A 22,818-nucleotide genomic window follows, 5' to 3' on the forward strand; every position below is an offset into this window, starting at 1 on the left:
GGTCGGTCGGGGGCGGTCGAACGGCAACCGCATCGGTCGTGCGACATCGGTACCCGCACGGCCGACGGATATCCCCTGCCCGCCCCCCGGGAAGAAGATCTTCGTGCCGCATCACGGTACGCGCCGCAGGGGCACCGGACCAGAGCCGTCAGGATCTGTCACTGGTCCAGTCCGGTGATGCCGGGGGCGGCGGCCGGACGGTCACGCGTCGGTGGCACACTGGCCGCCGATCGTGCGAAGGAGCCCCCGTGACGATGATCCGCAGCCTCCGCCGCGTGGTGCGCCGTGCCTACCGCGGCAAGGTGGACCTGAGCCACCCCGCGCGCTCCCCGCTCGGCAGCGCGGTGGTCAACTGCGTGCTGTACGAGGACGGGGTGCGCCATCCGTTCGACTGCCCGGCGGACGAGGCCCTGCGCCGGGTCCGCACCTCCGGCCGGGGTTTCGTCTGGCTCGGGCTCCACGAGCCGACCGCGGCCGAGTTCGCCGGTGTCGCCGAACTGTTCGCGCTGCACCCGCTGGCCGTCGAGGACGCGGTGCACGCCCATCAGCAGCCCAAGGTCGAGCGGTACGACGAGACGCTGTTCGCCGTGTTCAAGACGTGCCGCTACGTCGAGCACGAGGAACTCACCGCGACCAGCGAGGTGGTGGACACCGGGGAGATCATGGTCTTCACCGGTCCCGACTTCGTGATCACCGTCCGGCACGGCAGCCACGGCTCGCTCGGCCCGCTGCGCGAGGGCCTGGAGTCCGCGCCGGAGCAGCTGGCGAAGGGCCCCGCGGCCGTGCTGCACGCGATAGCCGACCATGTGGTCGACGCCTACCTGGTCGTGGCCGAGTCCATGCAGAACGACATCGACGCCGTGGAGACCGCCGTCTTCAGCGAGCACGCCGGCCGGGGCGACGCGGGCCGCATCTACCAGCTGAAGCGCGAGCTGCTGGAGTTCAAGCGGGCGGTGTCCCCGCTGGACCGGCCGCTGCAGGCCCTGGCGGGCCGCACGATGGAGCCGGTGGGGCCGGACTTCCAGCCCTACTTCCGCGATGTCGCCGGACACCTGGCCCGCACGGCCGAGCAGATCGCCGCGTTCGACGCTCTGCTCGACTCCGTGCTGCAGGCCCATCTCGCGCAGGTGACCGTCGCCCAGAACGAGGACATGCGCAAGATCACCGCATGGGCGGCCGTCATCGCCGTGCCCACCATGGTGTGCGGGGTGTACGGCATGAACTTCGACCACATGCCGGAACTGCACTGGACCTACGGCTACCCGTTCGTCGTGGGTGTGATGGCGGTCGCCTGTTTCGTCATCCACCGCGGCTTCCGGCGCAACGGCTGGCTCTGACCCGTCGGGCCGCCGGTGCGCCGGCCGTCGGGGCGGCGGGCCGTCAGGGCCGGACCGTGCCCTTGACGAGCTCGTCGATGCGGGCGAGCTCGTCCTCGCCGAACTCCAGGTTGCGGACCGTCGCCACGCTGTTCTCCAGCTGGGCGACGCTGCTCGCGCCGACGACGGCGGAGGTGACCCGGCCGCCGCGCAGCACCCAGGCCAGCGCCAGCTGGGCCAGGGACTGCCCGCGCTCCCGCGCCAGCTCGTTCAGCGCGCCCAGCCGGCTCACCAGCTCGGGGGTGACCGCGTCGGCCGACAGGAAGGGGCTGGTACCCGCCGCGCGCGAGCCCTCCGGAATGCCCCGCAGATAGCGGTCGGAGAGGATGCCCTGCTCCAGCGGCGAGTAGGCGATGGAGCCGGTGCCGAGCTCGTCCAGGGCGTCCAGCAGCCCGTCCTCCACCCAGCGGTCCAGCATCGAGTAGCGGGGCTGGTGGATGAGGAGCGGGGTTCCCAGGTCGTTCAGGATCCGGGCGGCCTCGCGGGTCTGCTCGGCGGAGTAGTTGGAGATGCCGGCGTACAGCGCCTTGCCCTGGCGGACCGCGGTGTCGAGCGCCCGCATCGTCTCCTCGAGCGGGGTGTCGGGGTCGAAGCGGTGCGAGTAGAAGATGTCGACGTACTCGATGCCGAGCCGGGTCAGGCTCTGGTCCAGCGAGGAGCGCAGGTACTTGGCGGACCCCCACTCGCCGTACGGGCCGTCCCACATGTGGTAGCCGGCCTTGGTGGAGATGACGATCTCGTCCCGGAGGCGGGCGAAGTCCGTCTTCAGGGCACGGCCCATCGCGATCTCGGCGGAGCCGGGAGGCGGGCCGTAGTTGTTGGCGAGGTCGAAGTGGGTGATGCCCAGGTCGAACGCCCTGCGGAGGATCTCGCCCTGGCTCTCCGGGGTCCGGTCGCCTCCGAAGTTGTGCCAGAGCCCGAGCGACAGCGCGGGAAGCAGCAGGCCGCTGCGTCCGGTGCGCCGGTAGGGCATGGCGGTGTAGCGGTCGGCGGACGGAAGGTACATGCGAGCACTCCACGGGAGAGGTCCGGGGGGAGCGCGCCAGGTCTGGTGCGCAGCGTCCAGACTGGCGGAGAACGATCCAGCGGTCCAACAGGAGATTCCGCTGGGATTCATCGACTAGATTGCTCAATCATGGAACTGCGTCAGCTGGAGCACTTCGTGGCCGTCGCGGAGGAGCAGCACTTCACCCGCGCGGCCGAACGGCTCGCCGTGTCCCAGTCCGGACTGTCCGCGTCCGTCCGGGCGCTGGAGCACGAGCTGAAGACCCCTCTGTTCAGCCGTACGACGCGCACGGTGCGGCTCACCGAGGCCGGTCAGGCGCTGCTCGTGGAGGCGGAGCGCACGCTGGCGGGGGCGCGGGCGGCACGAGACGCCGTCGACGCCGTACGGGGGCTGCTGCGCGGCACACTGACGCTGGGGGTCGAGCAGTGCGTGGCCGGGGTCAGCCCGGCCCGGCTGCTCGCGGCCTTCCACCGGGACCATCCGCACATGGAGATCCGGCTGCGGCAGGAGGGCACCTCCAGCCTGCTGGAGGGGGTGGCCGGCGGGCGCCTGGACCTCGCGTTCGCCGCCACCGTCAGCCCGCTGGAGTGGCCGGGCGAGCTGATGCCACTGGCGCGGGAGCCCATGGTCGTCCTGTGCGCCCCCGGTCACCGTCTCGCGGAGGAGCCCCGGGTGGCGTGGACCGGGCTGCACGGCGAGTCGTTCATCGACTTCCATCCGGACTGGGGCCCGCGCCGCGCGGCGGACGAGGCGTTCGCCGCGGCGGGGGTGCGCCGCACGGTGGCGCTCGAGGTCAACGACGTACACAGCCTGCTGGAGCTGGTCCATGAGGGCCTCGGCATCGCGGTGGTCCCGCACCACTTCTCCCGCAAGCAGGAGGCGCGTGGGCTCGTGGTGGTGGAGCTCGACGGTGCGCACCGGCCGGTCTACGAGAGCGTCGTGCTGCTTCCGCCGGCCCGGGCCATGAGCCCGGGGGCCAAGGCGCTGATGTCGCTGGTCCGGGAGGACCCGCTGCGCTGAGCTCGCGGGGTGTTCGACCGGGCCGCTCAGCCGCTCAGGGCTTCGGCGAACGCTCCCGGCTCCTGTGCGACCCCGCTGCAGGTGTCGTCGGCCACCGCCGTGTCCTCGCCGTCGGCGCACGGCCGGTCGCGGAAGGCCGCCCACATGGAGAGCGCGCCGACCCCCTTCCGGGTGGCGAAGCCGCGCAGGGAAGCGGCGTCGGCGAGGGTGAAGGTCTCCCCGGCCACGTCGTTGACCCCGATCATCACGGTGAGGTGGAGTGCCTGCCACGCCGCGTCCTGCGACAGCCCGAGTACGTCCACGAGCTGGTCGTGGGCCGCCGCCGCGGCCTGCTCCGCGTAGTCACCCATGTCGCCGCGGTGGGACGAGCTGTAGTTCATGGCCATGATGTTGACCGCGGAGAGCCGGACGCCCCGGTCGGCCGCGTCCTCGACGAGGGCGAGCCCGCTGTCCTCGAGTCCGTCGGGCATGACGGGGAGCGTGTACGTGATGTCGAGGTCGCGCTCCTCCTGGAGGAGGGCCAGGGCCTCGTTGCGGCGGGTGACCGAGGCGCGGTCGGTCAGCGCGTCGCCCTCGATGTCGAAGTCGGCCTCGGTGGCACCGACCGCGTCGAGCACCTCGGCGTAGGCGTCGGCCAGTTCCTCCGCGCTGTCGCAGGCCAGTGCCGTCTCGGTGCCCGCGGCACCGCCGAAGGAGACCCGGATTCCCGCCCCGGTGGCGGTGAGCGCGGCCACCCGCGCCACGACCGCCTCGCTGGTGGCGGGTTCGGTGCCGCCCCAGACGGGTGTGCAGCCGGAGCCGTCGGCGGTGACGAAGGCCAGGTTGTACGTGTCGGTGGCGACGGCCGTATCGGCGTCGGCGGGGGTCGTCGCGCTCACGTACGGGGTGTAGGCGGTCCGCGGTTCGCGTTGCGGGGAGGGGGCCGATCCCTCGGTCTGGTCGGCCGCCGTTCCGGTCGCGCAGGCCGAACACGCGAGGCCCAGTGCGACCAGCCCGGCGATGACGGAGGGAACGCGTGTGCGCCTTTGCATCATGTGTGCACCTGTTCTCGGGAGTCGCGCCCAGAAACGGCAACCGATGGTGCCGGGACACCACGAACCTCTCACATCGCGGGTCCGTGCGAAGACACAGCCAACTCATGGGCGGGGCCGGAAGGTGGACCCGGTTTCCGTCAACTCGCCGTTCAGCGGCGGTCGGTGCCGGGCCGGGAGCGTCGAGGGCGCCGGCCGCACTCTCAGCGGCCCGACAGGTTCGGCGCCCTTTCACAGCGGACGGCCAGCAGAGCTCCAGGTTTCGCACAACGGGGTTCGCCACCATGCGCACATGCAATCCGACCCCGTCATCGAGAAAGACCCGGCACCGCGTGGCCGCCGCCGGGCACACGCAGGGCGGCCCCGCTCGGATCGACGGTCCCAGGAGGGACCCGTGTTCGTGGACAGTTCCGGCCGCCGGGCCCGGCTGCTGCGCCGGGCCGGCATGCTGCTGGGCATCACCTGCGCCGGCTACGCCGCCGTCCTGGGGCTCGCCTTCGTGGGGGGCATCTCGCTGACCCCGTCCCAGCTGCTGCCCTTCGACGGCGGTCCGGCCGCGGAGGCGGGCCCGGGCGGAGGGATGCGGCCCGGGTACGGTTCGGCGCCGGGCGGCTCCGGAGCGCCCCCGAGCGGCGCGCCGAACCCGTTCGGCACGACGCCCCCGTCGGGCACCCCGTCCCCGTCCGGCGAGGCGGGCTGATGGCGGCCTCCCGACGGCGGCACGCCACCCCCGGCACGATCGACCGGGTCCGGCGCCAGGCGGTCCCGAAACCGCGCGTGATCATGGCCCTGCTCCTTCTCCTGGGGCTCGTCTGCGTCATGCTCCTCGACGGCTACCTCCGCGCCGAGGTCGGCGACGACCAGCGGGTGCGCTCCGAGGCCTCCGCGGACACCGTGCCCGACAGCGTCCTGGACGGCGGACCGCTGCTGAGCTTCGCCGGCGGCAGCGCCCGTGCGCAGTCCGTACCGGACAGGACCATCGTGCTCACCTTCGACGACGGCCCCGATCCGGAGTGGACCGGCAAGGTGCTCGACGTCCTGGCCGACAACGACGTTCCGGGCACCTTCTTCCTCGTCGGCTCGATGATCTCGCGCTATCCGGACGTGGTGCGCAGGATGGTCGACGACGGCAGCGAAGTGGGGGTCCACACCTTCACCCACGTCGACCTCTCGTACCAGAGCGAGGCCCGGGTCAAGCGGGAGATCGCCCAGACGCAGCTCGCGCTGGCGGGGGCCGCGGGCATCACGACCACGTTGTTCCGTGCCCCGTACTCCTCGACGAACGAGGCGATCGACGACTACAGCTGGCCGGTCTACCAGCGGCTCGGCGCGATGGGCTACACCAGCGTGTTCATCGACACCGACAGCGAGGACTGGCAGCGGCCCGGGGTCTCCAAGATCATCAAGTGGGCGACACCGAAGGACGGGAAGGGCGCCTCGGTGCTCTTCCACGACTCCGGCGGCGACCGCTCCGAGACGCTGGCCGCGCTGCCGGAGTACATCAAGAAGATGAAGGCGAAGGGCTACACCTTCACCACCGTCAGCGGCGCGCAGCAGCAGGCCGCCGAGGCTGAGCGGGGGCAGGAGGACGTGCAGGCCGGCCCTGGAGCACAGGGCCCCGGGGGCACCTCCTCCGCACAGGCCGCCCATCGCAGCGCGGACACGGCCACGCGCTGGGAGGGCCGTGCGCTGCTCGCGGCTGTCGCGGTCGCCGAATGGACCGTACCCGGGCTGGCGGCGGTGCTGGCGGTCGTCGGGTTCGCCGTCCTGGGCCGGTTCGGCCTGATGCTCCTGCTCGCGCGGCGCCACTACCGCCGGCGCAACCGGCGCCGGTTCTCCTGGGGTCCGGAGGTGACCGGGCCGGTGAGCGTGATCGTTCCGGCGTACAACGAGAAGGAGTGCATCGCGAGCACCATCGGCTCCCTTGCGGCGAGTACGCATCCGATCGAGATCGTGGTCGTCGACGACGGTTCGACCGACGGCACGGCCGAGATCGTCGAGGCGCTCGGCCTGCCGAACGTCCGGGTCGTGCGGCAGGAGAACGCGGGCAAGTCCGCGGCGCTGAACAACGGTGTGCGGCAGGCGCGTTACGACATCGTCGTGATGATGGACGGGGACACCGTCTTCGAACCGGACACGGTGCACCGGCTCGTGCAGCCCTTCGCCGACCCGGAGATCGGTGCCGTCGCCGGCAACGCGAAGGTCGGCAACCGCTCCACGATGATCGGCGCCTGGCAGCACATCGAGTACGTGATGGGCTTCAACCTGGACCGCAGGATGTACGACCTGCTGCGCTGCATGCCCACCATCCCCGGCGCGATCGGGGCGTTCCGCCGCGCGGCCGTCCTCGGGGTCGGCGGGATGAGCGAGGACACGCTCGCCGAGGACACCGACATCACCATCGCCCTGCACCGGGCGGGCTGGCGGGTCGTGTACGCCGAGCACGCGCGCGCCTGGACCGAAGCACCCGCGACACTCGGCCAGTTGTGGCGTCAGCGCTACCGCTGGAGCTACGGCACGATGCAGGCGCTCTGGAAGCACCGCGGGTCCGTGACCGACCGGGGACCGTCCGGGCGCTTCGGCCGGGTCGGCATGCCGCTGGTCGTCCTCTTCCAGATCGTCACGCCGGTGTTCGCCCCGCTCATCGATGTGTTCACGGTCTACGCGATGGTCTTCGTGGACTTCAGGGCCTCGCTGTTCGCGTGGCTGGCGGTGCTGGGCGTGCAGTTGTTCTGTGCGGCCTACGCCTTCCGTCTCGACCGGGAGAAGTACCGGTACCTGCTGATGCTGCCGCTCCAGCAGCTCGCGTACCGGCAGCTGATGTACCTCGTACTGATCCACTCGTGCGTGACCGCCGCGACGGGCGGCCGGCTGCGCTGGCAGAAGCTGAAGCGCACCGGCGAAGTCGGCGCGCCCCGGACGGGTGCGGAGGCCGGGTGATGGCGGGTGCGCACCGCAGGACCACGCTCGCGCCACCCCCGGCGGCCGGGCCGGTGACCGGCCGCGACCGCTCCTTCGACGTGCTGCGGGCCTTGGCGCTCGTACGGGTCGTGGCGTACCACGCGTTCGCGTGGCCGTGGCTGGGGTTCCTCTTCCCTTCCATGGGCGTGATGTTCGCGCTGGCCGGCTCGCTCATGGCCCGCTCGCTGGAGCGGCCCGCCGCGGGGGTGATCCGCGGCCGGCTGCGCAGGCTGCTGATTCCGGTGTGGTTCTTCGGTCTCGTACTCGGGGTGGCGATGCTGCTGCACGGCTGGGTGCCCGGACCGGATGTCCTGTACTGGGTGCTTCCGCTCGGTGATCCGCCGGGCAACGCGTGGGGCGAGCAGGCCTGGGCGGTGCTCTGGTACCTGCGCGCCTATCTGTGGTTCGTGCTGCTGTCGCCGGTTCTGCTGCGCGTCTTCCGGTCGGCTCCGCTGCCCGTGCTCGCGCTGTCGCTCGTGCCCGTCGTGGTCCTGGAGACGGTGACGGGCGTGCCGGAGGGGCGGCTCGGCAGCGCGATCAGTGACCTGTCGGTGTTCCTGTTCTGCTGGCTGCTGGGCTTCGCGCACCGGGAGGGTGTCCTGGACCGGCTGCGCGGGGCGGGGGCGGCTGCCGCCGCGCTGCCGCTGATGGCGGCCGGTGCCTGGTGGGCGGTGCGGCACCGGGTGGACGGCTCGTTCGACCTGGACGACATTCCGCTCGCCCAGGCGCTGTGGTCGGCGGGGTTCGTGCTGCTTCTGCTGCGCTTCCGGCCCCGGTTCGACTCGCTCGCACGCCATCCGGTGGCGGACCGGCTCGTCACCGTGTTCAACGCGCGCGCCGTGACGGTCTACCTCTGGCACGAGGTGGCGTTGATGGCCGCCGTGCCGCTGATCGATCTGATGTGGGAGGTGCCGGCCCTGGAGCGGCATCTTCCGCTGGACAGCCTGTGGGTGCAGTTCGGTGTCGCCTGGGTGCTCATAGCCGCCGCTGTGGTGTGTTTCGGCTGGGTCGAGGACCTGGCGGCGAGGAGGAGGCCGCGCCTGCTGCCGTGAACGCACCGGGCGCGGGCCCGGCCGCTCCCGGTGTCAGGCGGCCCGGGGCGCGCCGGCCAGGACGAGCCAGCGGGCGGGCAGTTCGATGCGGGTGCCGTCCGGCAGGTACTCGGTCTGGGCCAGCGCGGTGTCTCCGTCGGCCAGTACGGTCAGGCCCGCGGCCCGCAGGAGTTCGGGCACCTCCTCCGCCGTTGCGCTCGCGGGCTTCAGCCGCGGGTCGAGGGGCCGGCGCAGCTTCGGGGGCGGCCCGCCCGGGCCCGCCGCCGCCCGCCGGATCACGTCCTTGGCCGCCGGGGTCGGTTCGGTCACGAACGCCCGCCCCTTCTCCCCCACCAGTTCCGCGACGGCCGCGGCGACGGCGGGCCTGGCCCCCGGCTCGCTCTGGTGGATGACCGCACGCATGTACACGTTGGTGTCGCCGATCCGTTCGTGGAGCGCGCGCACCGCCTCCCCGTCGACGAGGTCGAGCCGGGCGAACTCGGCAACGCCTTCGGTGTCCGCCCGGCGTGCGTGCCCGATCGCCGCGTGCGAAAGGTCCACACCGATCGCCCGCGGGAAGAGGGTGGCGAGAGCGCGGGTCTGGGTGCCGTTGCCGCAGCCGAGGTCGACGACGGGCAACGAGGCGTCGGCGTACGGCAGGAGCAGCTTGCTGTGCGGTACGGAGGCCAGGGAGGGGTCGGCGTCCCAGAGGGCCTCACCCGGTGCGCCCGAGGCGGCCGCCCAGAAGCCTTCCCACGCCTCGCGATGCCCCTCCGACACGTTCATGCGTACCGACTTCCCCCGTCGCGGGCTGTTCAGTCCTCGTGCCCCAGCTGGAGATCACGTTCGGTCCGTCCGCCCCCGGGGACCTGGAGCACGGTGGCGACCGGCGGGTAGCCGGCGGCGATCACGGTGTACTCACCGGTCGACAGGTCCACGAAGCGGAACGCTCCGTCAGGTCCGGTGGCGAGGGTGTCGACGACATTGCCCGCCGCGTCCAGCAGGGTGACCCTGGCGTCCTCGACGACCCGCCCGCCGGGAGCCCGTACGACACCGCGCAGCACGGCGCCGCCGGCCAGTTCGATGTCCTGCCTGGTCTCCCTCGCGGCCTGCACGCTGACCGGCAGGGCAGCGGGGCGGAAGGCGGGGGCGCTGGCCGCCAGGGTGTACTCGCCGGCCACCAGCTCGCCGATCACATAGCTGCCTTCGCGCCCCGTGCGCGTGGTCGCGACGACCTCGCCGCGCACATCGGTGAGCGTCACCGCCGCGTCGCGGACCGGGGCGCCGTCGGGGGTGACGACCGCGCCCGCGAGCCGTCCCGCACCGCCGAGCACCACATCGAGCTCCACGGGCCGCTCGCCGACGGTGACGCTGACGGCCTGCGGCTGGTGCCCGCCCGCCGCGGCGATCAGCACGTACGAACCGGCACCGGGCGCGCTCAGCGCGTACCGCCCGTCGTCGCCGCTCGCACCACGTCCGATCTGCTGCCCCTGGACGTCGATGAGGGTGAGGGCGGCGCGCCCCACCTTCGTACCGTCGGGGTGCTGGACGCTGCCGCAGACCGGGACGCCCGACAGCCGTCCGGCCGGCGGCGGGCCGGGGTCGGTGCGGGCCGCGGGGATCGTGGAGTGCGTCGCGGACGGGTCGGCGGCCGTGCCGGGGGTGTGGTGGGACACCAGGGGTTTCTCCTTGAGGAAGAAGGCGAGGAACAGGCCGAGCAGGAGCACCGGCACGAGGTAGAGGAAGATCCGCGGCATCGCGTCGGCGTACGCCTGGATGTAGGCGTCGCGCAGGGCGGGCTCCATGGCGTGGACCAGCTGCGGGGTGATCGACTCCGGGTCGGGCAGGTCGGCTCCGGTCGGGAGCCGCACCCCGAGGGCGTCCCCGAGCCGCCCCGCGAACAGCGTTCCGAAGATCGCCGCGCCGACGCTGCCGCCGATCTGGCGGAAGTAGTTGTTGGCGCTGGTCGCGCTGCCGAGGTCGGCGGGGCGTACGGAGTTCTGCACGGCGAGGACGAGCACCGGCATGACCAGGCCGATCCCGATGCCCAGCACGGCCTGCCCGAAGCCGTACTCGACCGCTGAGGTGCCGGTCTCCAGCCGGGAGAGCAGCCACATGCCGAGGGCCGAGACCGCACTGCCGACGAGGGGGTAGATCCGGTAGCGCCCGGTCCGCGAGATCAGCTGGCCGGAGACGATGGACGCGCCGACGATGCCGCCCATCATGGGCAGCATCAGCAGGCCCGACTCGGTCGCGGTCGCGCCCTCCACCATCTGGAGGTACGTCGGCAGGTAGCTGGCGGCTCCGAAGAGCGCGACCCCGATGACGGCGCCCACGAGCGCGGTGACGTTGAAGACCGAGTCGCGGAACAGCCGCAGGGGGATGACGGGTTCGGCCGCGCGGTGTTCGACGGCGAGGAAGAGCAGAGTCGTTCCGGCAGCACCGGCGGCGAGCCCGAGGACGGTGCGCGAGCCCCAGGCGTACTCCGTGCCGCCCCAACTGGTCAGCAGCACCAGGCAGGTCGAGGCGGCGGCGAGCAGCAGCGCCCCGAGCACATCGAGGCGGGGGCGGGCGGAAGGCTTCGGCAGTTTCAGTACGACGGCGATGACGGCGAGGGTGACCAGGCCGAACGGCACGTTGATGTAGAAACACCAGCGCCAGGAGGTGTGGTCGGTGAAGAAGCCGCCGAGCAGCGGTCCCGCGACGGACGCGAGGCCGAAGACGGCCCCGATGAGGCCCATGTAGCGGCCGCGTTCCCTGGGCGGGACGATGTCCGCGATGATCGCCTGGACACCGATCATCAGTCCGCCGCCGCCGATGCCCTGGACGGCCCGGAAGGCGATCAGTTCGTCCATCGTGCGCGACCAGCCCGCGAGCGCGGAGCCGATGACGAAGACGACGATCGCGAACTGGAAGACGCCCTTGCGGCCGAAGAGGTCGCCGAGCTTTCCGTAGACCGGCAGGCCGATGGTGGAGGCGAGCAGATAGGCCGTGACGGCCCAGGACATCTTGTCCAGGCCGTGGAGCTCGCCGACGATCTTCGGCAGGGCGGTGGCCACGATCATCTGGTCGAGCGCCGCGAGGAGCAGGGTCAGCATCAGCCCGAGGAAGACGAGGCGGACCCGGCGGGGGCTGATGTCCTCGGGCGCTGCGGAGGGCGGTGGGGGTGGCGTGGCCGCGGCGGCGCCTCCTGCGCCACTCGGCTCGTCCTTCACCAGAGTGATCCCACCCACCACGTGACGCTCCCCTCGTCGCTGCTGCGCCGCCCATTTCTCGCATCAGGCGGCAAGGCAGGGCAAACGCGACCAGGCGCACGGGAGGCGCACACAGAGGGCTTATGCGCCGGTGGGAGGCGCTACGGCGCACAACCGGCCGTCCCGGAAAACCACCCGTTCCGGTGAGGCCGGCTGTGGAACCGGCGGGGTCGGCGGACGGACTACTTCTCGACCTCGGTGGCGAGGTTCTGCAGGAGCTCGTCGTAGATCCGGCCGAGGCCCTTCGGCGCGAAGGTCCTCTCGAAGAAGCCGCCGATGCCGCCGGCGCCGTCCCAGACGGTCGAGACGACGGCCTTGGACTTGCCCTCGCCGGCCGGAGTGACGGTCCAGGTGGTGACCATGGAGGAGTTGCGGTCCTTCTCGACCAGCTGCCCGTCGGTCGGCTCGGTGACCTCGAGCAGGCAGTCGCGGACCCGCTTGCTGGTGGCCTGGAGCTTCCAGTGCACGAGGGTGCCTTCGCCGTCTCCGCCCTCACGCACCTCGTACTCGCTGAAGTGGCCCGTCAGCACCTTGCCCCGGACCTCCTTGTAGTCGGCCAGCGCATCGAACACAGTCTCTGCGTCCGCCGCGATGATCCGCTCCGTCGTGGCCTCGACCTGCGCCATGCCTGCTCCTCAGCACTCGGTTGTTCGGGGTGTAGCTGAGCCAACCACCTCCGGTACCGCCCCTCAAAATCGGGCCTCGCGATCCCGGCGCGCACGATCAAGGGAACAAGTGTTCTATTCTCTGCGCAGTGCTACCAAGGAGGCGTCCATGCGCTGGGACAATCTGGCCGAGAACACCGCAAAGGCGGGTAACGGCGCGCTCTTCGCCGCGGACGCGGTGACCACGCGCACCTTCGACACCCCCGAATTCCGAGGGATCACCTTCCACGAGATCCGGGCCCGCTCGATCGTGAACCGGGTGCCCGGGGCGTCCCGCATGCCGTTCGAGTGGACCGTGAACCCCTATCGGGGTTGCTCCCACGCCTGTGTGTACTGCTTCGCCCGCAAGACCCACAGCTATCTGGACCTGGACACCGGCCTCGGTTTCGACTCGCAGATCGTCGTCAAGATCAACGCCGGCGAACTGCTCGACCGCCACCTCGCCTCCCGGCAGTGGCACGGTGCGCACATCGCGATGGGCACGAACGTCGACTGCTACCAGCGGGCGGAGGGCCGCTACCGGCTGATGCCGGGCATCATCACCGCCCTGCGCGATCACGCGAACCCCTTCTCGATCCTGACGAAGGGCACGCTGATCCTGCGCGACCTGGAACTGCTGCGGCAGGCGGCCGAGGTCACCGAGGTCGGCATCTCCGTCTCGGTCGGCTTCACCGACCCCGCCCTGTGGCGCACGGTCGAGCCTGGCACCCCCTCCCCCGAGCGCCGCCTGGACGTCGTGCGCACCCTCACCGACAACGGCATCGGCTGCGGTGTGCTGATGGCGCCGGTCATCCCCTTCCTGAGCGACGGCCCCGACCAGCTGCGCACCACGGTCCGCGCCATCGCCGCCGCCGGGGCCACGTCGGTGACCCCTCTCGTGCTGCATCTGCGCCCCGGCGCCCGCGAGTGGTTCATGCAGTGGCTGGGCGAGCACCACCCGCACCTGGTGCGGCGGTACGAGCGGATGTACGCGGACGGGGCGTACGCCCCGACCTGGTACCAGCGCCGCATCACCCGCCGGGTGCACGAACTGGCGGCCGAGTTCGGCATCGGCCCCGCGCACCGGGGCGAGACCCGCCGGATCTCCGCACCCGAGGTGCCGGTGCCCCTGCCCGACGCTCCCGCCACCGGCCCCACCCAGCTCACCCTGCTCTGACCGCACCCGCACCCCTGCCCGAACGGGTCAACTCTCGATGGAATCTGTCCTGCCGTGCCCGAATTCGGGGAGCATCCGGCGGGGGCTGTGCCGCTCACAGGCGCGTTCCCTCCACCACGGGAGGCCATATGACGAAACGTGCAGGAATTCTGGTCGCAGTCGGCGCCACGGTCGCGGGTCTGGTGACCGCCGTGCCGTCCACCGCGACCGCCGGAACGGGTACGGCCGCACCGCGCGCCGTCGCACCGCTCAAGTGGACCGCGTGCGGGACGGCGTCGTATCCGACCCTGCAGTGCTCAACGGTCCGCACCCCGCTGGACCATGACCGTCCGTCGGGCAGACGCGTCACCCTCGCGCTCTCCCGGATCCCGCACACGGCGAAGACCTCGCAGGGTCCTCTGCTGGTCAACCCCGGCGGCCCCGGCGGCAGCGGGCTCTCGATGGCGGGCTTCGTGGCGGGCTCGCTCCCCAAGAAGCTCGCCGCCCAGTACGACGTGATCGGGTTCGACCCGCGCGGGGTCGGGAAGAGCACGCCCGCACTGAACTGTGTGCCGAAATACTTCGACCCGGTGCGCCCGGACGCCGTGCCGGACTCCTATCCGGCGGAGAAGGCCAACAGGGACCGGGCCGCGTCGTTCGCCGCGGCCTGCGGCGAGAAGCACGGCGACCTGCTGCCCTTCATGGACACCGTCAGCGCCGCGAAGGACCTCGACGTGATCCGCCGGGCCCTCGGCTCGCAGCAGATCAACTACTTCGGCTACTCCTACGGCACCTACCTCGGCGCGGTGTACGCGAAGCTGTTCCCGGAGCGCGTGCGCCGCCTTGTCCTCGACTCGATCGTCGACCCGGACGGCGTCTGGTACGAGGACAACCTCGCCCAGGACCATGCGTTCGACGCCCGCCACAAGGCGTTCGCGGCCTGGGTCGCGAGGAACGACGCCACCTACGGGCTCGGCACCGACCCCGCGGGCGTCGAAGCCGCCTGGTACGACATGCGCGCCGCGGTGAAGGAACACCCCGCGGGCGGCAGGGTCGGCCCCAGCGAGCTGGAGGACACCTTCCTGCCCGGCGGGTACTACGACGGCTACTGGCCCTCCCTGGCCCAGGCGTTCGCGGCGTACGTGAAGGACGAGGACCAGGAGGCGCTGGTCTCCGCGTACGAGAACTTCGCGGCCGTGGACGCGAGCGGCGACAACGGCTACTCCGTCTACGCGGCCGTGCAGTGCCGCGACGCCGCCTGGCCCCGGACCTGGAGCACCTGGCGCAACGACACCTGGCAGGCCCACCGCAAGGCGCCCCTGATGTCGTGGAACAACACCTGGTACAACGCCCCGTGCGCCACCTGGCCGGTGGAACCGCTGGAGCCGGTGAGGGTCACCAACCGCAGCATCCCGCCCGCGCTGCTCTTCCAGGCCACCGACGACGCCGCCACGCCGTACGAGGGCGGTGTCACCATGCACCGCAGGCTCAAGGGCTCCAGCCTGGTCGTCGAGGAGGGCGGCGGCAACCACGGCATCACCCTGAGCGGAAGCGCCTGCCTGGACGCGTACCTGGTGGACTACCTCACCGACGGCACCCTCCCTCGCGCCGACGGCAGCGGCGCCGACGCGGTCTGCGAGGCGCTGCCCGAGCCGAAGCCGCCCAAGGCCACGAAGGCGGGGACGAGCACGAAGGGCAGCACGCTGCACGGGCTGCTCGGCTTCCGCGGCTGAAGCCCCACCGAGCAGCCGCACCGCGCAGCCGAACCGCCGGGGGCGTACGCCAGGATGGACCGTATGACGACACGGCCCACTCCCGCGTACGCCCCCGGCGTGCGGGTGGAGGACATGACGCTCGACGACTGTGCCGCCGTGGCGGAGATCCGGGTGCGCGGCTGGCAGACCGCGTACGCCGGAATGATCCCGCAGCCGTATCTGGACGCGATGGACATCGCGTCGGATGCCGAGCGCCGCCGCGGCTTCCTCACCGAGGGTCCGGCCGTCGACGTCGTCTCCAGGTCGGCACCGGACTCCGCCGTGACCGGCTGGGCCTGTTACGGTCCCGACCGCGACGGCACCGGCAGGGACGGGCGCTGCGAGCTGTACGCGATCTACGTGCACCCGGAACGGACCGGCGCGGGGGCCGGCCGCGCACTCCTGGCCGAGCTGACCGACCGTGCCGTGGCGGCCGGTTTCGACGAGATGGCCCTGTGGGTGCTGAAGGAGAACCGGCGCGCCCGCCGCTTCTACGAGCGGGCGGGTTTCCTGCCGGACGGCGCCGAGGAGCCCTTCGAGGTGGGCGGCGCCATGGTGCCCGAGGTCCGGTACGTGCGGGCCCTCAGGGGGTCGGCAGCCGGCTGAGCGCCTCCGCCGCGGCCCGGCCGAGGCGGGGGTGCGGCAGCGCAGCCTCCAGGACCGGCCTGGCCTCGCCGTCCCCCAGGCTCCCCAGCCCTTCCACGCAGGCGAGCGCCACGCGCCAGTGCGGTTCCTCCGGCGTCAGCAGTCGCCGCAGGGTGCTGACCAGCGCGGGCACCGATTCCGGCGCGCGCAGGGCGGTCAGCAGACGCACCGGGTGCATCGCGTAGGCGGTGCGCAGTGCGTTCGTGGCAAGTGCCGCGGCGGCCCTGGGTGTTCGGGGGTCATCCAGGAGCAGAAGGGCATGGGCGGCCGACACACAGCGCTCGGGGTCGCGGTGGTTGAGGAGGAGGACCAGCGCCTCGAAGGCCCGCCGGTCGCCCCGGCAGCCGAGCCGGAACGCCGCGATCTCGCGCGCCCACAGCGGGCGCGCGGGCTCGATGAGAACGCGGGCCAGCTCCTCGTCGTCGTCCGTGGCCAGGAGCCACCGGTAGACCGCCGGTTCCTCGGCCTCGTCCCGCAGCCTGTCCGTCAGCGAGCGCAACTCCTCGTCCATGACAGTCAGCTTATCGGCGCACACGCACCGTGTCGGTCCCAACTGTGTGCCAGCGCACATCCGTCCAGGGCTGGCGCGCTCATTACTTGCCGGTTAACCTCATGTGAGCGGGACACACACCCGCCGACTCGGGTGGCCTGGTGACGCAGCCACCCGGAGTGCTTGTCGGTTCGGCAGCTTTGAGAGACGCGACTCGGGACAGAGTCCGTCACCTTTTCCCCGGTCCTGTGCGTGCCCGGCACGCCCCGGGCCCTGAGCACCACGACACAACTCCCGCACGCCGAGCGCCGGTTCTCTTCGACCGCACGCGCCGCCCGTGCTCCTCTCAGTCGTCACTCACCCTGGAGTCCCGTGATGGACACCCCGCTCAGCACCATTGCCGTCGTCGGCCTCGGCACCATGGGAACCGGCATCGCCGAGGTCCTGGCCCGTGCGGGCCGCGAGGTCATCGGCATCGACATCAGCGAAGCCGTCGCCCGTCAGGCCGTCGCTGCCCTGGAGGCCTCCACCGCACGCGCCGTGCAGCGCGAGCGGATCACGGAGCAGGAGCGGCGCGACATCCTCGCCCGCTTCCGCACGTTCTCCGATCTCCAGGCCGCCGCGGACGCGGAGCTGGTCATCGAGGTCGTGCCCGAGTCCTACGAGATCAAGCAGCAGGTCTTCCGGGAGCTCGACGCCGTCGTCTCCCCCACCGCCATCCTCGCGACCGGCACGAACGCCCTGTCGGTGACCCGGCTGGCCGCCGAGTCGCAGCACCCCGAGCGCGTCCTCGGCCTGCACTTCTTCAACCCGGCGCCCGCGATGAAGCTCGTCGAGGTGGTCTCCTCCGTGCTGACCGCGCCGACTGCCGTGGAGACCGTCACCCGGCTGGCACGCGAGCTGGGCAAGGAGCCGGTCGCGGTCGGCGACCGCCCCGGATTCGTCGCGGACGGGCTGCTGTTCGGCTACCTGAACCAGGCCGCCTCGATGTACGAGGCGAACTACGCCTCCCGTGAGGACATCGACGCTGCGATGAAGCTGGGCTGCGGGCTGCCGATGGGCCCCCTCGCCCTGCTCGACCTGATCGGCATCGACACGGCCCGCACGGTCCTGGAGGCCATGTACTCGGCGTCCCACGACCGGCTGCACGCACCTGCTCCGGTGCTCGGGCAGCTCAGCGAGGCGGGCCTGACCGGCCGCAAGGCGGGCCGCGGCTTCTACACGTACGACGCCCCCGGCGGCCAGACCGTGGTGCCGGACGCCCGGACCCCCCTGGCCGACGCGGGTTCGGTGGCCGGGCGCGAGGTGTCCTCGGTGGGTGTCGCCGGCTCCGGGACGATGGCCTCCGGCATCGCCGAGGTCTTCGCGAAGGCCGGGTACACCGTGGTGCTCGCCGCGCGCAGCCAGGAGAAGGCGGACACGGCCAAGGCCCGGATCGCCAAGTCCCTGGACCGTTCGGTCTCCAAGGGGCGCCTGACGGCCGAGGCGCGCGAGGAGACGCTCGCCCGGGTCACACCGGCCGGGTCCCTGGACGCGTTCGCCGAGGTCGACCTCGCCGTCGAGGCGGTCGCCGAGGACCTGGACATCAAGCAGCAGCTGTTCGCGACGCTCGACAAGGTCTGCAGGCCGGGTGCGGTGCTGGCCACCACGACCTCCTCGCTGCCGGTCGTGGCGATCGCGAAGGTCACCTCGCGTCCCCAGGACGTCATCGGGATGCACTTCTTCAACCCGGCGCCCGCGATGAAGCTCGTCGAGGTGGTCCGCACCGTGCTGACCGCCGATGACGTGCACGCCACGGTGCGCGAGGTCTGTGTGAAGGTGCGCAAGCACCCCGTCGACTGCGGGGACCGTGCGGGCTTCATCGTGAACGCGCTGCTTTTCCCGTACCTCAACAACGCGATCAAGATGGTCGAGGAGCACTACGCGACGCTCGACGACATCGACGCGGCGATGAAGCTGGGCGGCGGCTACCCGATGGGTCCGTTCGAGCTCCTGGACGTCGTCGGTCTCGATGTCTCGCTCGCCATCGAGAAGGTTCTGCACAGCGAGTTCCGCGATCCGGGCCTGGCCCCGGCACCGCTGCTCGAGCATCTGGTGGCCGCGGGCTGCCTCGGCCGCAAGACGGGGCGCGGCTTCCGCGAATATGCCCGCCGCTGAGGCGGGAGCCGGGTGGGGCGGGCTGCTCGGGCCCTCGGGCGACCCGCCCCCACAGGCGCACTCTCCTGCACGGATGAGTTACGTTCACACCATGTCGCAGCCTGCCAGGTCCACCCGTTCCGCCGCCGCGCCCGACGCCACGGAGAGTGCCGCAGGCACCCGCGCCGCTGCCCAACGGCTCAAAATGCGCCGCGAACTGGCCGCCGCGGCAATGGAGCTCTTCGCCACGAAGGGGTACGAGGCGACGACGGTCGACGAGATCGCGGGCGCTGCCGGGGTCGCCCGGCGCACGTTCTTCCGCCACTTCCGCTCCAAGGAAGAGGCCATCTTCCCGGACCACGACGACACCCTCGTCAGGGCCGAGGCCGTCCTCAATGCCGCTCCCGCGCACGAGCATCCGCTGGACACCGTGTGCCGCGGCATCAAGGAAGTCATGCGGATGTACGCGGCGAAGCCGGCGGTCTCGGTGGCGCGCTACAAGCTGACCCGTGAGGTCCCCACGCTCCGGGAGGCCGAGATCGCCTCGGTGGCCCGCTACGAGCGGCTGTTCACCCGCTATCTGCTGGGCCATTTCGACGAGCGTGACCATCATGTGGGCAATGACGACCCGTTGCTGGCCGAGGTGGCCGCGTCCGCCGTGGTGACCGCGCACAACCATGTGCTGCGGCGCTGGCTGCGGGCGGGCGGCCAGGGCGATGTGGAGGCCCAGCTCGACCACGCCTTCGCGATCGTGCGGGACACGTTCGGGACGGGGATCGGCGCCGGACGGACCGCGGGGAGCGAGCCCGCGAAGGCCCCGGTCGCCTCCGTTGCGACGGAGGGCGAGGTGCTGGTCGCGGTGGCGCGGACCGATGCACCGCTCGACGAGGTCATGCGCACGATCCAGCAGGCCCTCAAGGACCGCTGAGCGGGCGTTCAGTTCCCGGCGGGCTGTACGGCCTCCCCGGCGTGCCAGGGCAGGGGAGCGCCGTACTCGCTCCACGCGAGGAGTCCTTCCAGGTCGACGCACACGATGCCGCACTGCTCCGCGTACTCGAGAGCCGGTTCGGTGAAGGTGCCGGTGGTGACGACGACGGCCGTCCCGGCCTCGTGCACGGCGTAGCACGTACCGCCGAAACGCTGGAGATCCTGCGAGCCGACCTTGTTCTCGGACGTGTACCTCTTGCACTGGACGACCAGGCGGCGGCCGTCGGGCGTGGTACCCACGACATCGGCCCCCAGATCTCCGGCACCGCCGACGACTTCGGCGTCCGTGCAGCCGTCCCGGCGGCAGAGGGCGGCGACAGCCTCCTCGAAGTCGTACGGGTCCATGCCCTCCCAGTCGACCGGCTCGGGGTGCCGTACAGGCTCGGGGCCGGCCGCGGGCGGATCCTCCAGCGCGGTGTCCACCACCTCGCGCGCGGCGTCCAGAGCCGCCGACGCCGCCCTGGCGGCCGCCCTGCGGTTGCGGCGGTGATGCAGGAGCGCCACCGCCCCGGAGACCACCGCGACCACCGCGAAGCCGGCTGCCACCGGATGCCGTTCGGCACTCTCCAGAGCCGTGCGGAGGGTCAGCCCGGCACCGCAGACCAGTACGGCGACGAGAACGAAGCCGAACGCCGTCCGGCGGACGCTGAATTCGGACCGGCGGTCTCTTCGGACGTGTCCGCCCACCTGTATCGGCATCGGATGCCCCACCCCTGTTCGTCGTGACCGGATCAAGATCACTTCCATCTGCCCCCGCCCGCCCCGTTGACGCACCTGCCTGGGGAAACCCGATGGCCCGGTGGCGCACCGCGTGGTCGGATGCGCGGATGGAACCCCAGAGCGCACTGGCCCTCTTCGACCACGAGATGCGTGAGCACGCGCGCCCCGACGGCCCCGGTGTACGGGTCGAACGCACGGGAGACCTCGTCCGGCAGACCGGCGGCGCCGACGACTGGAACGGTGTCGTCTGGACCGCTCCGGACCTCGATCCCGAACAGGCGGACGCGGCGATCGCGGCGCAGGTGGAGCACTACACCTCGCTCGGGCACGACGCGTTCGAATGGAAGCTGTACGCACACGACAGCCCCGCCGATCTGGGCGGGCGGCTGGCCGCGGCCGGTTTCGAGGCCGAGCCGACGGAGACACTGCTGGTCGCCGAGGTGGCCGAACTGTCGACGTCCGTGGAGCTCCCCGCAGGTGTCGAGCTGCGGACCGTGACCGACGCGGCCGGGGTGGAACTGATGGTCCGGGCCCACGAACTGGCCTTCGGCACCGACGGCTCACGACTGCGTCACCAGAGCCTGGCCAGGCTCTCCGGGGCCCCTGACACCTTCGTGGCCGTCCTGGCCGTGGCGGGCGGCGAGCCGGTGAGCTCGGCCCGTATGGAGCTGTATCCGGGCACCGGCTTCGCCGGCCTCTGGGGCGGCGGGACGGCGGCGCCCTGGCGGGGCAGGGGCATCTACCGGGCGCTGATCGCCCACCGGGCCCGTATCGCCGCCGAGCGCGGCTACCGGTATCTGCAGGTCGACGCGACCGACGAGTCGGCCCCGATCCTGCGCCGGCTCGGCTTCACGGCCCTGAGCACGACGACCCCGTACGTCTACCGCACCACGCCGTAACCGCTCCACCTCCGGGAGCAATCCGACATAGCGCCCATCATATTGCTCATGCGTGCCATGCAGATGACAAGTGAGAGAAATTGTTGGCACTCGGTGCCTTGCCACCTGTCACGGAGTGCCATACGTTGAAGGTGTCCGGGCGGCCGGCGTGCAGAGACCTCTCGTACGTCGGCTGTCCCCGCAATCCACCGTGTCTGCGCGCCCGGACGCCTGCGTCACAGGCAACCCTTCTGCTCCACCGAGCAGGCCGAAGCACCACCCCGCCGAACCGACGGCACACCTCCAAACCGCACCGCCCCCCCCTGTCCACAGGGGTCCCTCCAGCGTTCCCTCGGCGTTGGAGACCCGATCTGCCGGAGGCATCACCGTGAAGGAAATCCTGGACGCGATCCAATCGCAGGACAGCACCGCCGCGGACTTCGCGGCCCTGTCCATCCCCGAGTCGTACCGCGCGGTGACCGTGCACAAGGACGAGGCGGAGATGTTCGCCGGGGTCGCCAGCCGCGACAAGGACCCGCGCAAGTCCCTCCACGTCGAGGACGTGCCGGTGCCCGAGCTCGGCCCGGGCGAGGCCCTCGTCGCGGTCATGGCCAGCTCCGTGAACTACAACTCCGTCTGGACCTCGATCTTCGAGCCGGTCTCGACCTTCGGCTTCCTGGAGAGGTACGGCAAGCTCAGCGACCTCAGCAAGCGCCATGACCTCCCGTACCACGTCATCGGCTCCGACCTCGCGGGCGTCGTGCTGCGCACCGGTCCCGGCGTCAACGCCTGGAAGCCCGGTGACGAGGTCGTCGCGCACTGCCTGTCCGTCGAACTGGAGTCCTCCGACGGCCACAACGACACGATGCTCGACCCCGAGCAGCGCATCTGGGGCTTCGAGACGAACTTCGGCGGACTCGCCGAGATCGCGCTCGTGAAGTCCAACCAGCTGATGCCCAAGCCGGACCACCTCAGCTGGGAGGAGGCGGCGGCCCCCGGGCTCGTCAACTCGACGGCATACCGCCAGCTCGTCTCGCGCAACGGCGCGGGCATGAAGCAGGGCGACAACGTGCTGATCTGGGGCGCGAGCGGCGGACTCGGCTCGTACGCCACGCAGTTCGCGCTGGCCGGCGGCGCCAACCCGATCTGTGTCGTCTCCAGCGACCAGAAGGCGGAGATCTGCCGGAAGATGGGCGCGACCGCGATCATCGACCGCAACGCCGAGGGCTACAAGTTCTGGAAGGACGAGCACAACCAGGACCCGCGCGAGTGGAAGCGATTCGGCAAGCGCATCCGTGAGCTGACCGGCGGCGAGGACGTGGACATCGTCTTCGAGCACCCGGGCCGCGAGACCTTCGGCGCGAGCGTGTACGTGACCCGCAAGGGCGGCACGATCGTCACCTGTGCCTCGACCTCGGGCTACAACCACGAGTACGACAACCGCTACCTGTGGATGTCCCTCAAGAGGATCGTGGGCTCGCACTTCGCCAACTACCGCGAGGCCTGGGAGGCCAACCGGCTGGTGGCCAAGGGCAAGATCCACCCGACGCTCTCCAAGGTCTACTCCCTCGAGGACACCGGCCAGGCCGCGTACGACGTGCACCGCAACCTCCACCAGGGGAAGGTCGGCGTCCTCGCGCTGGCGCCCCGCGAGGGCCTGGGCGTGCGCAACGAGGAGCTCCGCGAACAGCACATCGACGCCATCAACCGCTTCCGCAACGTCTGAGGT

At 71.5% G+C, this 22,818-nt stretch carries 19 protein-coding genes; 12 read left to right on the plus strand and 7 right to left on the minus strand.

What is annotated here, in order from left to right; all coding sequences use genetic code 11:
• Nucleotides 1-254 precede the first annotated feature (254 nt).
• Nucleotides 255-1,337: a magnesium and cobalt transport protein CorA gene (locus OG257_RS07295; RefSeq protein ID WP_329205809.1), complete on the plus strand. Its 1,083-nt coding sequence runs from the start codon at nucleotides 255-257 to the stop codon at nucleotides 1,335-1,337.
• Nucleotides 1,338-1,380: 43 nt separating this feature from the next.
• Here OG257_RS07295 and OG257_RS07300 read toward each other — a convergent pair whose 3' ends face one another.
• Nucleotides 1,381-2,382, minus strand: a complete 1,002-nt coding sequence (locus OG257_RS07300) for an aldo/keto reductase (RefSeq protein ID WP_329205811.1) — start codon at nucleotides 2,380-2,382, stop codon at nucleotides 1,381-1,383.
• A 129-nt stretch (nucleotides 2,383-2,511) separates the two neighbouring features.
• Between OG257_RS07300 and OG257_RS07305 the strand changes: the two genes are divergently transcribed.
• A complete protein-coding gene (locus OG257_RS07305; protein ID WP_329205813.1) occupies nucleotides 2,512-3,402 on the plus strand; it encodes a LysR family transcriptional regulator in 891 nt (296 codons plus the stop codon).
• 26 nt (nucleotides 3,403-3,428) lie between these two features.
• Here OG257_RS07305 and OG257_RS07310 read toward each other — a convergent pair whose 3' ends face one another.
• The gene (locus tag OG257_RS07310) at nucleotides 3,429-4,433 is read right to left on the minus strand and encodes a chitinase (protein WP_329214956.1); all 1,005 of its coding nucleotides are present in this window, start codon (nucleotides 4,431-4,433) and stop codon (nucleotides 3,429-3,431) included.
• Between the two features lie 394 nt (nucleotides 4,434-4,827).
• Between OG257_RS07310 and OG257_RS07315 the strand changes: the two genes are divergently transcribed.
• The 3 genes from OG257_RS07315 to OG257_RS07325 are packed head-to-tail and all read left to right on the plus strand — an operon-like array spanning nucleotide 4,828 to nucleotide 8,446.
• A complete protein-coding gene (locus OG257_RS07315) occupies nucleotides 4,828-5,133 on the plus strand; it encodes a hypothetical protein (protein ID WP_329205815.1) in 306 nt (101 codons plus the stop codon).
• A complete protein-coding gene (locus tag OG257_RS07320) occupies nucleotides 5,133-7,373 on the plus strand; it encodes a bifunctional polysaccharide deacetylase/glycosyltransferase family 2 protein (RefSeq protein WP_329205817.1) in 2,241 nt (746 codons plus the stop codon). The genes OG257_RS07315 and OG257_RS07320 overlap by 1 nt, the downstream gene beginning before the upstream one ends.
• Entirely contained in the window at nucleotides 7,373-8,446 is a 1,074-nt protein-coding gene (locus OG257_RS07325) for an acyltransferase family protein (RefSeq protein WP_329205819.1), read from the plus strand. Before OG257_RS07320 ends, OG257_RS07325 begins: the two co-directional genes overlap by 1 nt.
• A gap of 33 nt (nucleotides 8,447-8,479) precedes the next feature.
• Here the strand turns inward: OG257_RS07325 and OG257_RS07330 are convergent, their stop codons facing one another.
• The 3 genes from OG257_RS07330 to OG257_RS07340 all read right to left on the minus strand — a co-directional run bounded on the left by OG257_RS07330 (nucleotide 8,480) and on the right by OG257_RS07340 (nucleotide 12,305).
• Nucleotides 8,480-9,211 (minus strand): class I SAM-dependent methyltransferase, encoded by a 732-nt coding sequence (locus OG257_RS07330; RefSeq protein ID WP_329205821.1) that lies wholly within the window; start codon nucleotides 9,209-9,211, stop codon nucleotides 8,480-8,482.
• 29 nt (nucleotides 9,212-9,240) lie between these two features.
• Nucleotides 9,241-11,661 carry an MFS transporter gene (locus OG257_RS07335; RefSeq protein WP_329205823.1) on the minus strand — a complete coding sequence of 807 codons (2,421 nt, stop codon included), beginning with the start codon at nucleotides 11,659-11,661 and terminating at the stop codon, nucleotides 9,241-9,243.
• Between the two features lie 200 nt (nucleotides 11,662-11,861).
• Nucleotides 11,862-12,305 (minus strand): SRPBCC family protein, encoded by a 444-nt coding sequence (locus OG257_RS07340; protein WP_329205825.1) that lies wholly within the window; start codon nucleotides 12,303-12,305, stop codon nucleotides 11,862-11,864.
• A 148-nt stretch (nucleotides 12,306-12,453) separates the two neighbouring features.
• On the opposite strand from OG257_RS07340, the gene OG257_RS07345 reads away from it, so the two are divergent.
• The 3 genes from OG257_RS07345 (at nucleotide 12,454) to OG257_RS07355 (ending at nucleotide 15,839) form a co-directional block, all read left to right on the plus strand.
• Nucleotides 12,454-13,500 (plus strand): Rv2578c family radical SAM protein, encoded by a 1,047-nt coding sequence (locus tag OG257_RS07345; protein ID WP_329205827.1) that lies wholly within the window; start codon nucleotides 12,454-12,456, stop codon nucleotides 13,498-13,500.
• A gap of 128 nt (nucleotides 13,501-13,628) precedes the next feature.
• A complete protein-coding gene (locus OG257_RS07350) occupies nucleotides 13,629-15,212 on the plus strand; it encodes an alpha/beta hydrolase (RefSeq protein ID WP_329205829.1) in 1,584 nt (527 codons plus the stop codon).
• A 63-nt stretch (nucleotides 15,213-15,275) separates the two neighbouring features.
• A complete protein-coding gene (locus OG257_RS07355; RefSeq protein ID WP_329205831.1) occupies nucleotides 15,276-15,839 on the plus strand; it encodes a GNAT family N-acetyltransferase in 564 nt (187 codons plus the stop codon).
• Here OG257_RS07355 and OG257_RS07360 read toward each other — a convergent pair.
• On the minus strand, nucleotides 15,817-16,389 hold the full coding sequence (locus OG257_RS07360; protein ID WP_329205833.1) for an adenylosuccinate lyase: 573 nt from the start codon (nucleotides 16,387-16,389) through the stop codon (nucleotides 15,817-15,819). The genes OG257_RS07355 and OG257_RS07360 overlap by 23 nt on opposite strands.
• Before the next feature lie 354 nt (nucleotides 16,390-16,743).
• Here OG257_RS07360 and OG257_RS07365 point away from each other — a divergent pair, with 354 nt between their 5' ends.
• On the plus strand, nucleotides 16,744-18,525 hold the full coding sequence (locus OG257_RS07365; RefSeq protein ID WP_329205834.1) for a 3-hydroxyacyl-CoA dehydrogenase family protein: 1,782 nt from the start codon (nucleotides 16,744-16,746) through the stop codon (nucleotides 18,523-18,525).
• Nucleotides 18,526-18,616: 91 nt separating this feature from the next.
• Complete coding sequence (locus OG257_RS07370; protein WP_329205835.1) at nucleotides 18,617-19,432, plus strand: TetR family transcriptional regulator; 816 nt, start codon at nucleotides 18,617-18,619, stop codon at nucleotides 19,430-19,432.
• Nucleotides 19,433-19,440: 8 nt separating this feature from the next.
• On the opposite strand, the gene OG257_RS07375 is transcribed toward OG257_RS07370, so the two are convergent.
• On the minus strand, nucleotides 19,441-20,190 hold the full coding sequence (locus OG257_RS07375; RefSeq protein WP_329205836.1) for a restriction endonuclease: 750 nt from the start codon (nucleotides 20,188-20,190) through the stop codon (nucleotides 19,441-19,443).
• Between the two features lie 128 nt (nucleotides 20,191-20,318).
• On the opposite strand from OG257_RS07375, the gene OG257_RS07380 reads away from it, so the two are divergent.
• Both OG257_RS07380 and ccrA read left to right on the plus strand, forming a co-directional pair.
• Nucleotides 20,319-21,110, plus strand: coding sequence for a GNAT family N-acetyltransferase (locus OG257_RS07380; protein ID WP_329205838.1), 792 nt, complete (start codon nucleotides 20,319-20,321; stop codon nucleotides 21,108-21,110).
• Nucleotides 21,111-21,477: 367 nt separating this feature from the next.
• On the plus strand, nucleotides 21,478-22,815 hold the full coding sequence (gene ccrA, locus OG257_RS07385; protein WP_329205840.1) for a crotonyl-CoA carboxylase/reductase: 1,338 nt from the start codon (nucleotides 21,478-21,480) through the stop codon (nucleotides 22,813-22,815).
• Nucleotides 22,816-22,818 lie beyond the last annotated feature (3 nt).

Source organism: Streptomyces sp. NBC_00683 (assembly GCF_036226745.1).
In the GTDB taxonomy this organism is placed as follows: domain Bacteria; phylum Actinomycetota; class Actinomycetes; order Streptomycetales; family Streptomycetaceae; genus Streptomyces.

Bases quoted from the DNA above. Each gene is read 5' to 3' on its own strand.
- OG257_RS07295 (WP_329205809.1), top strand. From the start codon at position 255: ATGATCCGCAGCCTCCGCCGCGTGGTGCGCCGTGCCTACCGCGGCAAG.
- OG257_RS07300 (WP_329205811.1), bottom strand. From the start codon at position 2,382: ATGTACCTTCCGTCCGCCGACCGCTACACCGCCATGCCCTACCGGCGC.
- OG257_RS07305 (WP_329205813.1), top strand. From the start codon at position 2,512: ATGGAACTGCGTCAGCTGGAGCACTTCGTGGCCGTCGCGGAGGAGCAG.
- OG257_RS07310 (WP_329214956.1), bottom strand. From the start codon at position 4,433: ATGCAAAGGCGCACACGCGTTCCCTCCGTCATCGCCGGGCTGGTCGCA.
- OG257_RS07320 (WP_329205817.1), top strand. From the start codon at position 5,133: ATGGCGGCCTCCCGACGGCGGCACGCCACCCCCGGCACGATCGACCGG.
- OG257_RS07325 (WP_329205819.1), top strand. From the start codon at position 7,373: ATGGCGGGTGCGCACCGCAGGACCACGCTCGCGCCACCCCCGGCGGCC.
- OG257_RS07330 (WP_329205821.1), bottom strand. From the start codon at position 9,211: ATGAACGTGTCGGAGGGGCATCGCGAGGCGTGGGAAGGCTTCTGGGCG.
- OG257_RS07340 (WP_329205825.1), bottom strand. From the start codon at position 12,305: ATGGCGCAGGTCGAGGCCACGACGGAGCGGATCATCGCGGCGGACGCA.
- OG257_RS07345 (WP_329205827.1), top strand. From the start codon at position 12,454: ATGCGCTGGGACAATCTGGCCGAGAACACCGCAAAGGCGGGTAACGGC.
- OG257_RS07350 (WP_329205829.1), top strand. From the start codon at position 13,629: ATGACGAAACGTGCAGGAATTCTGGTCGCAGTCGGCGCCACGGTCGCG.
- OG257_RS07355 (WP_329205831.1), top strand. From the start codon at position 15,276: ATGACGACACGGCCCACTCCCGCGTACGCCCCCGGCGTGCGGGTGGAG.
- OG257_RS07360 (WP_329205833.1), bottom strand. From the start codon at position 16,389: ATGGACGAGGAGTTGCGCTCGCTGACGGACAGGCTGCGGGACGAGGCC.
- OG257_RS07365 (WP_329205834.1), top strand. From the start codon at position 16,744: ATGGACACCCCGCTCAGCACCATTGCCGTCGTCGGCCTCGGCACCATG.
- OG257_RS07370 (WP_329205835.1), top strand. From the start codon at position 18,617: ATGTCGCAGCCTGCCAGGTCCACCCGTTCCGCCGCCGCGCCCGACGCC.
- OG257_RS07375 (WP_329205836.1), bottom strand. From the start codon at position 20,190: ATGCCGATACAGGTGGGCGGACACGTCCGAAGAGACCGCCGGTCCGAA.
- OG257_RS07380 (WP_329205838.1), top strand. From the start codon at position 20,319: ATGGAACCCCAGAGCGCACTGGCCCTCTTCGACCACGAGATGCGTGAG.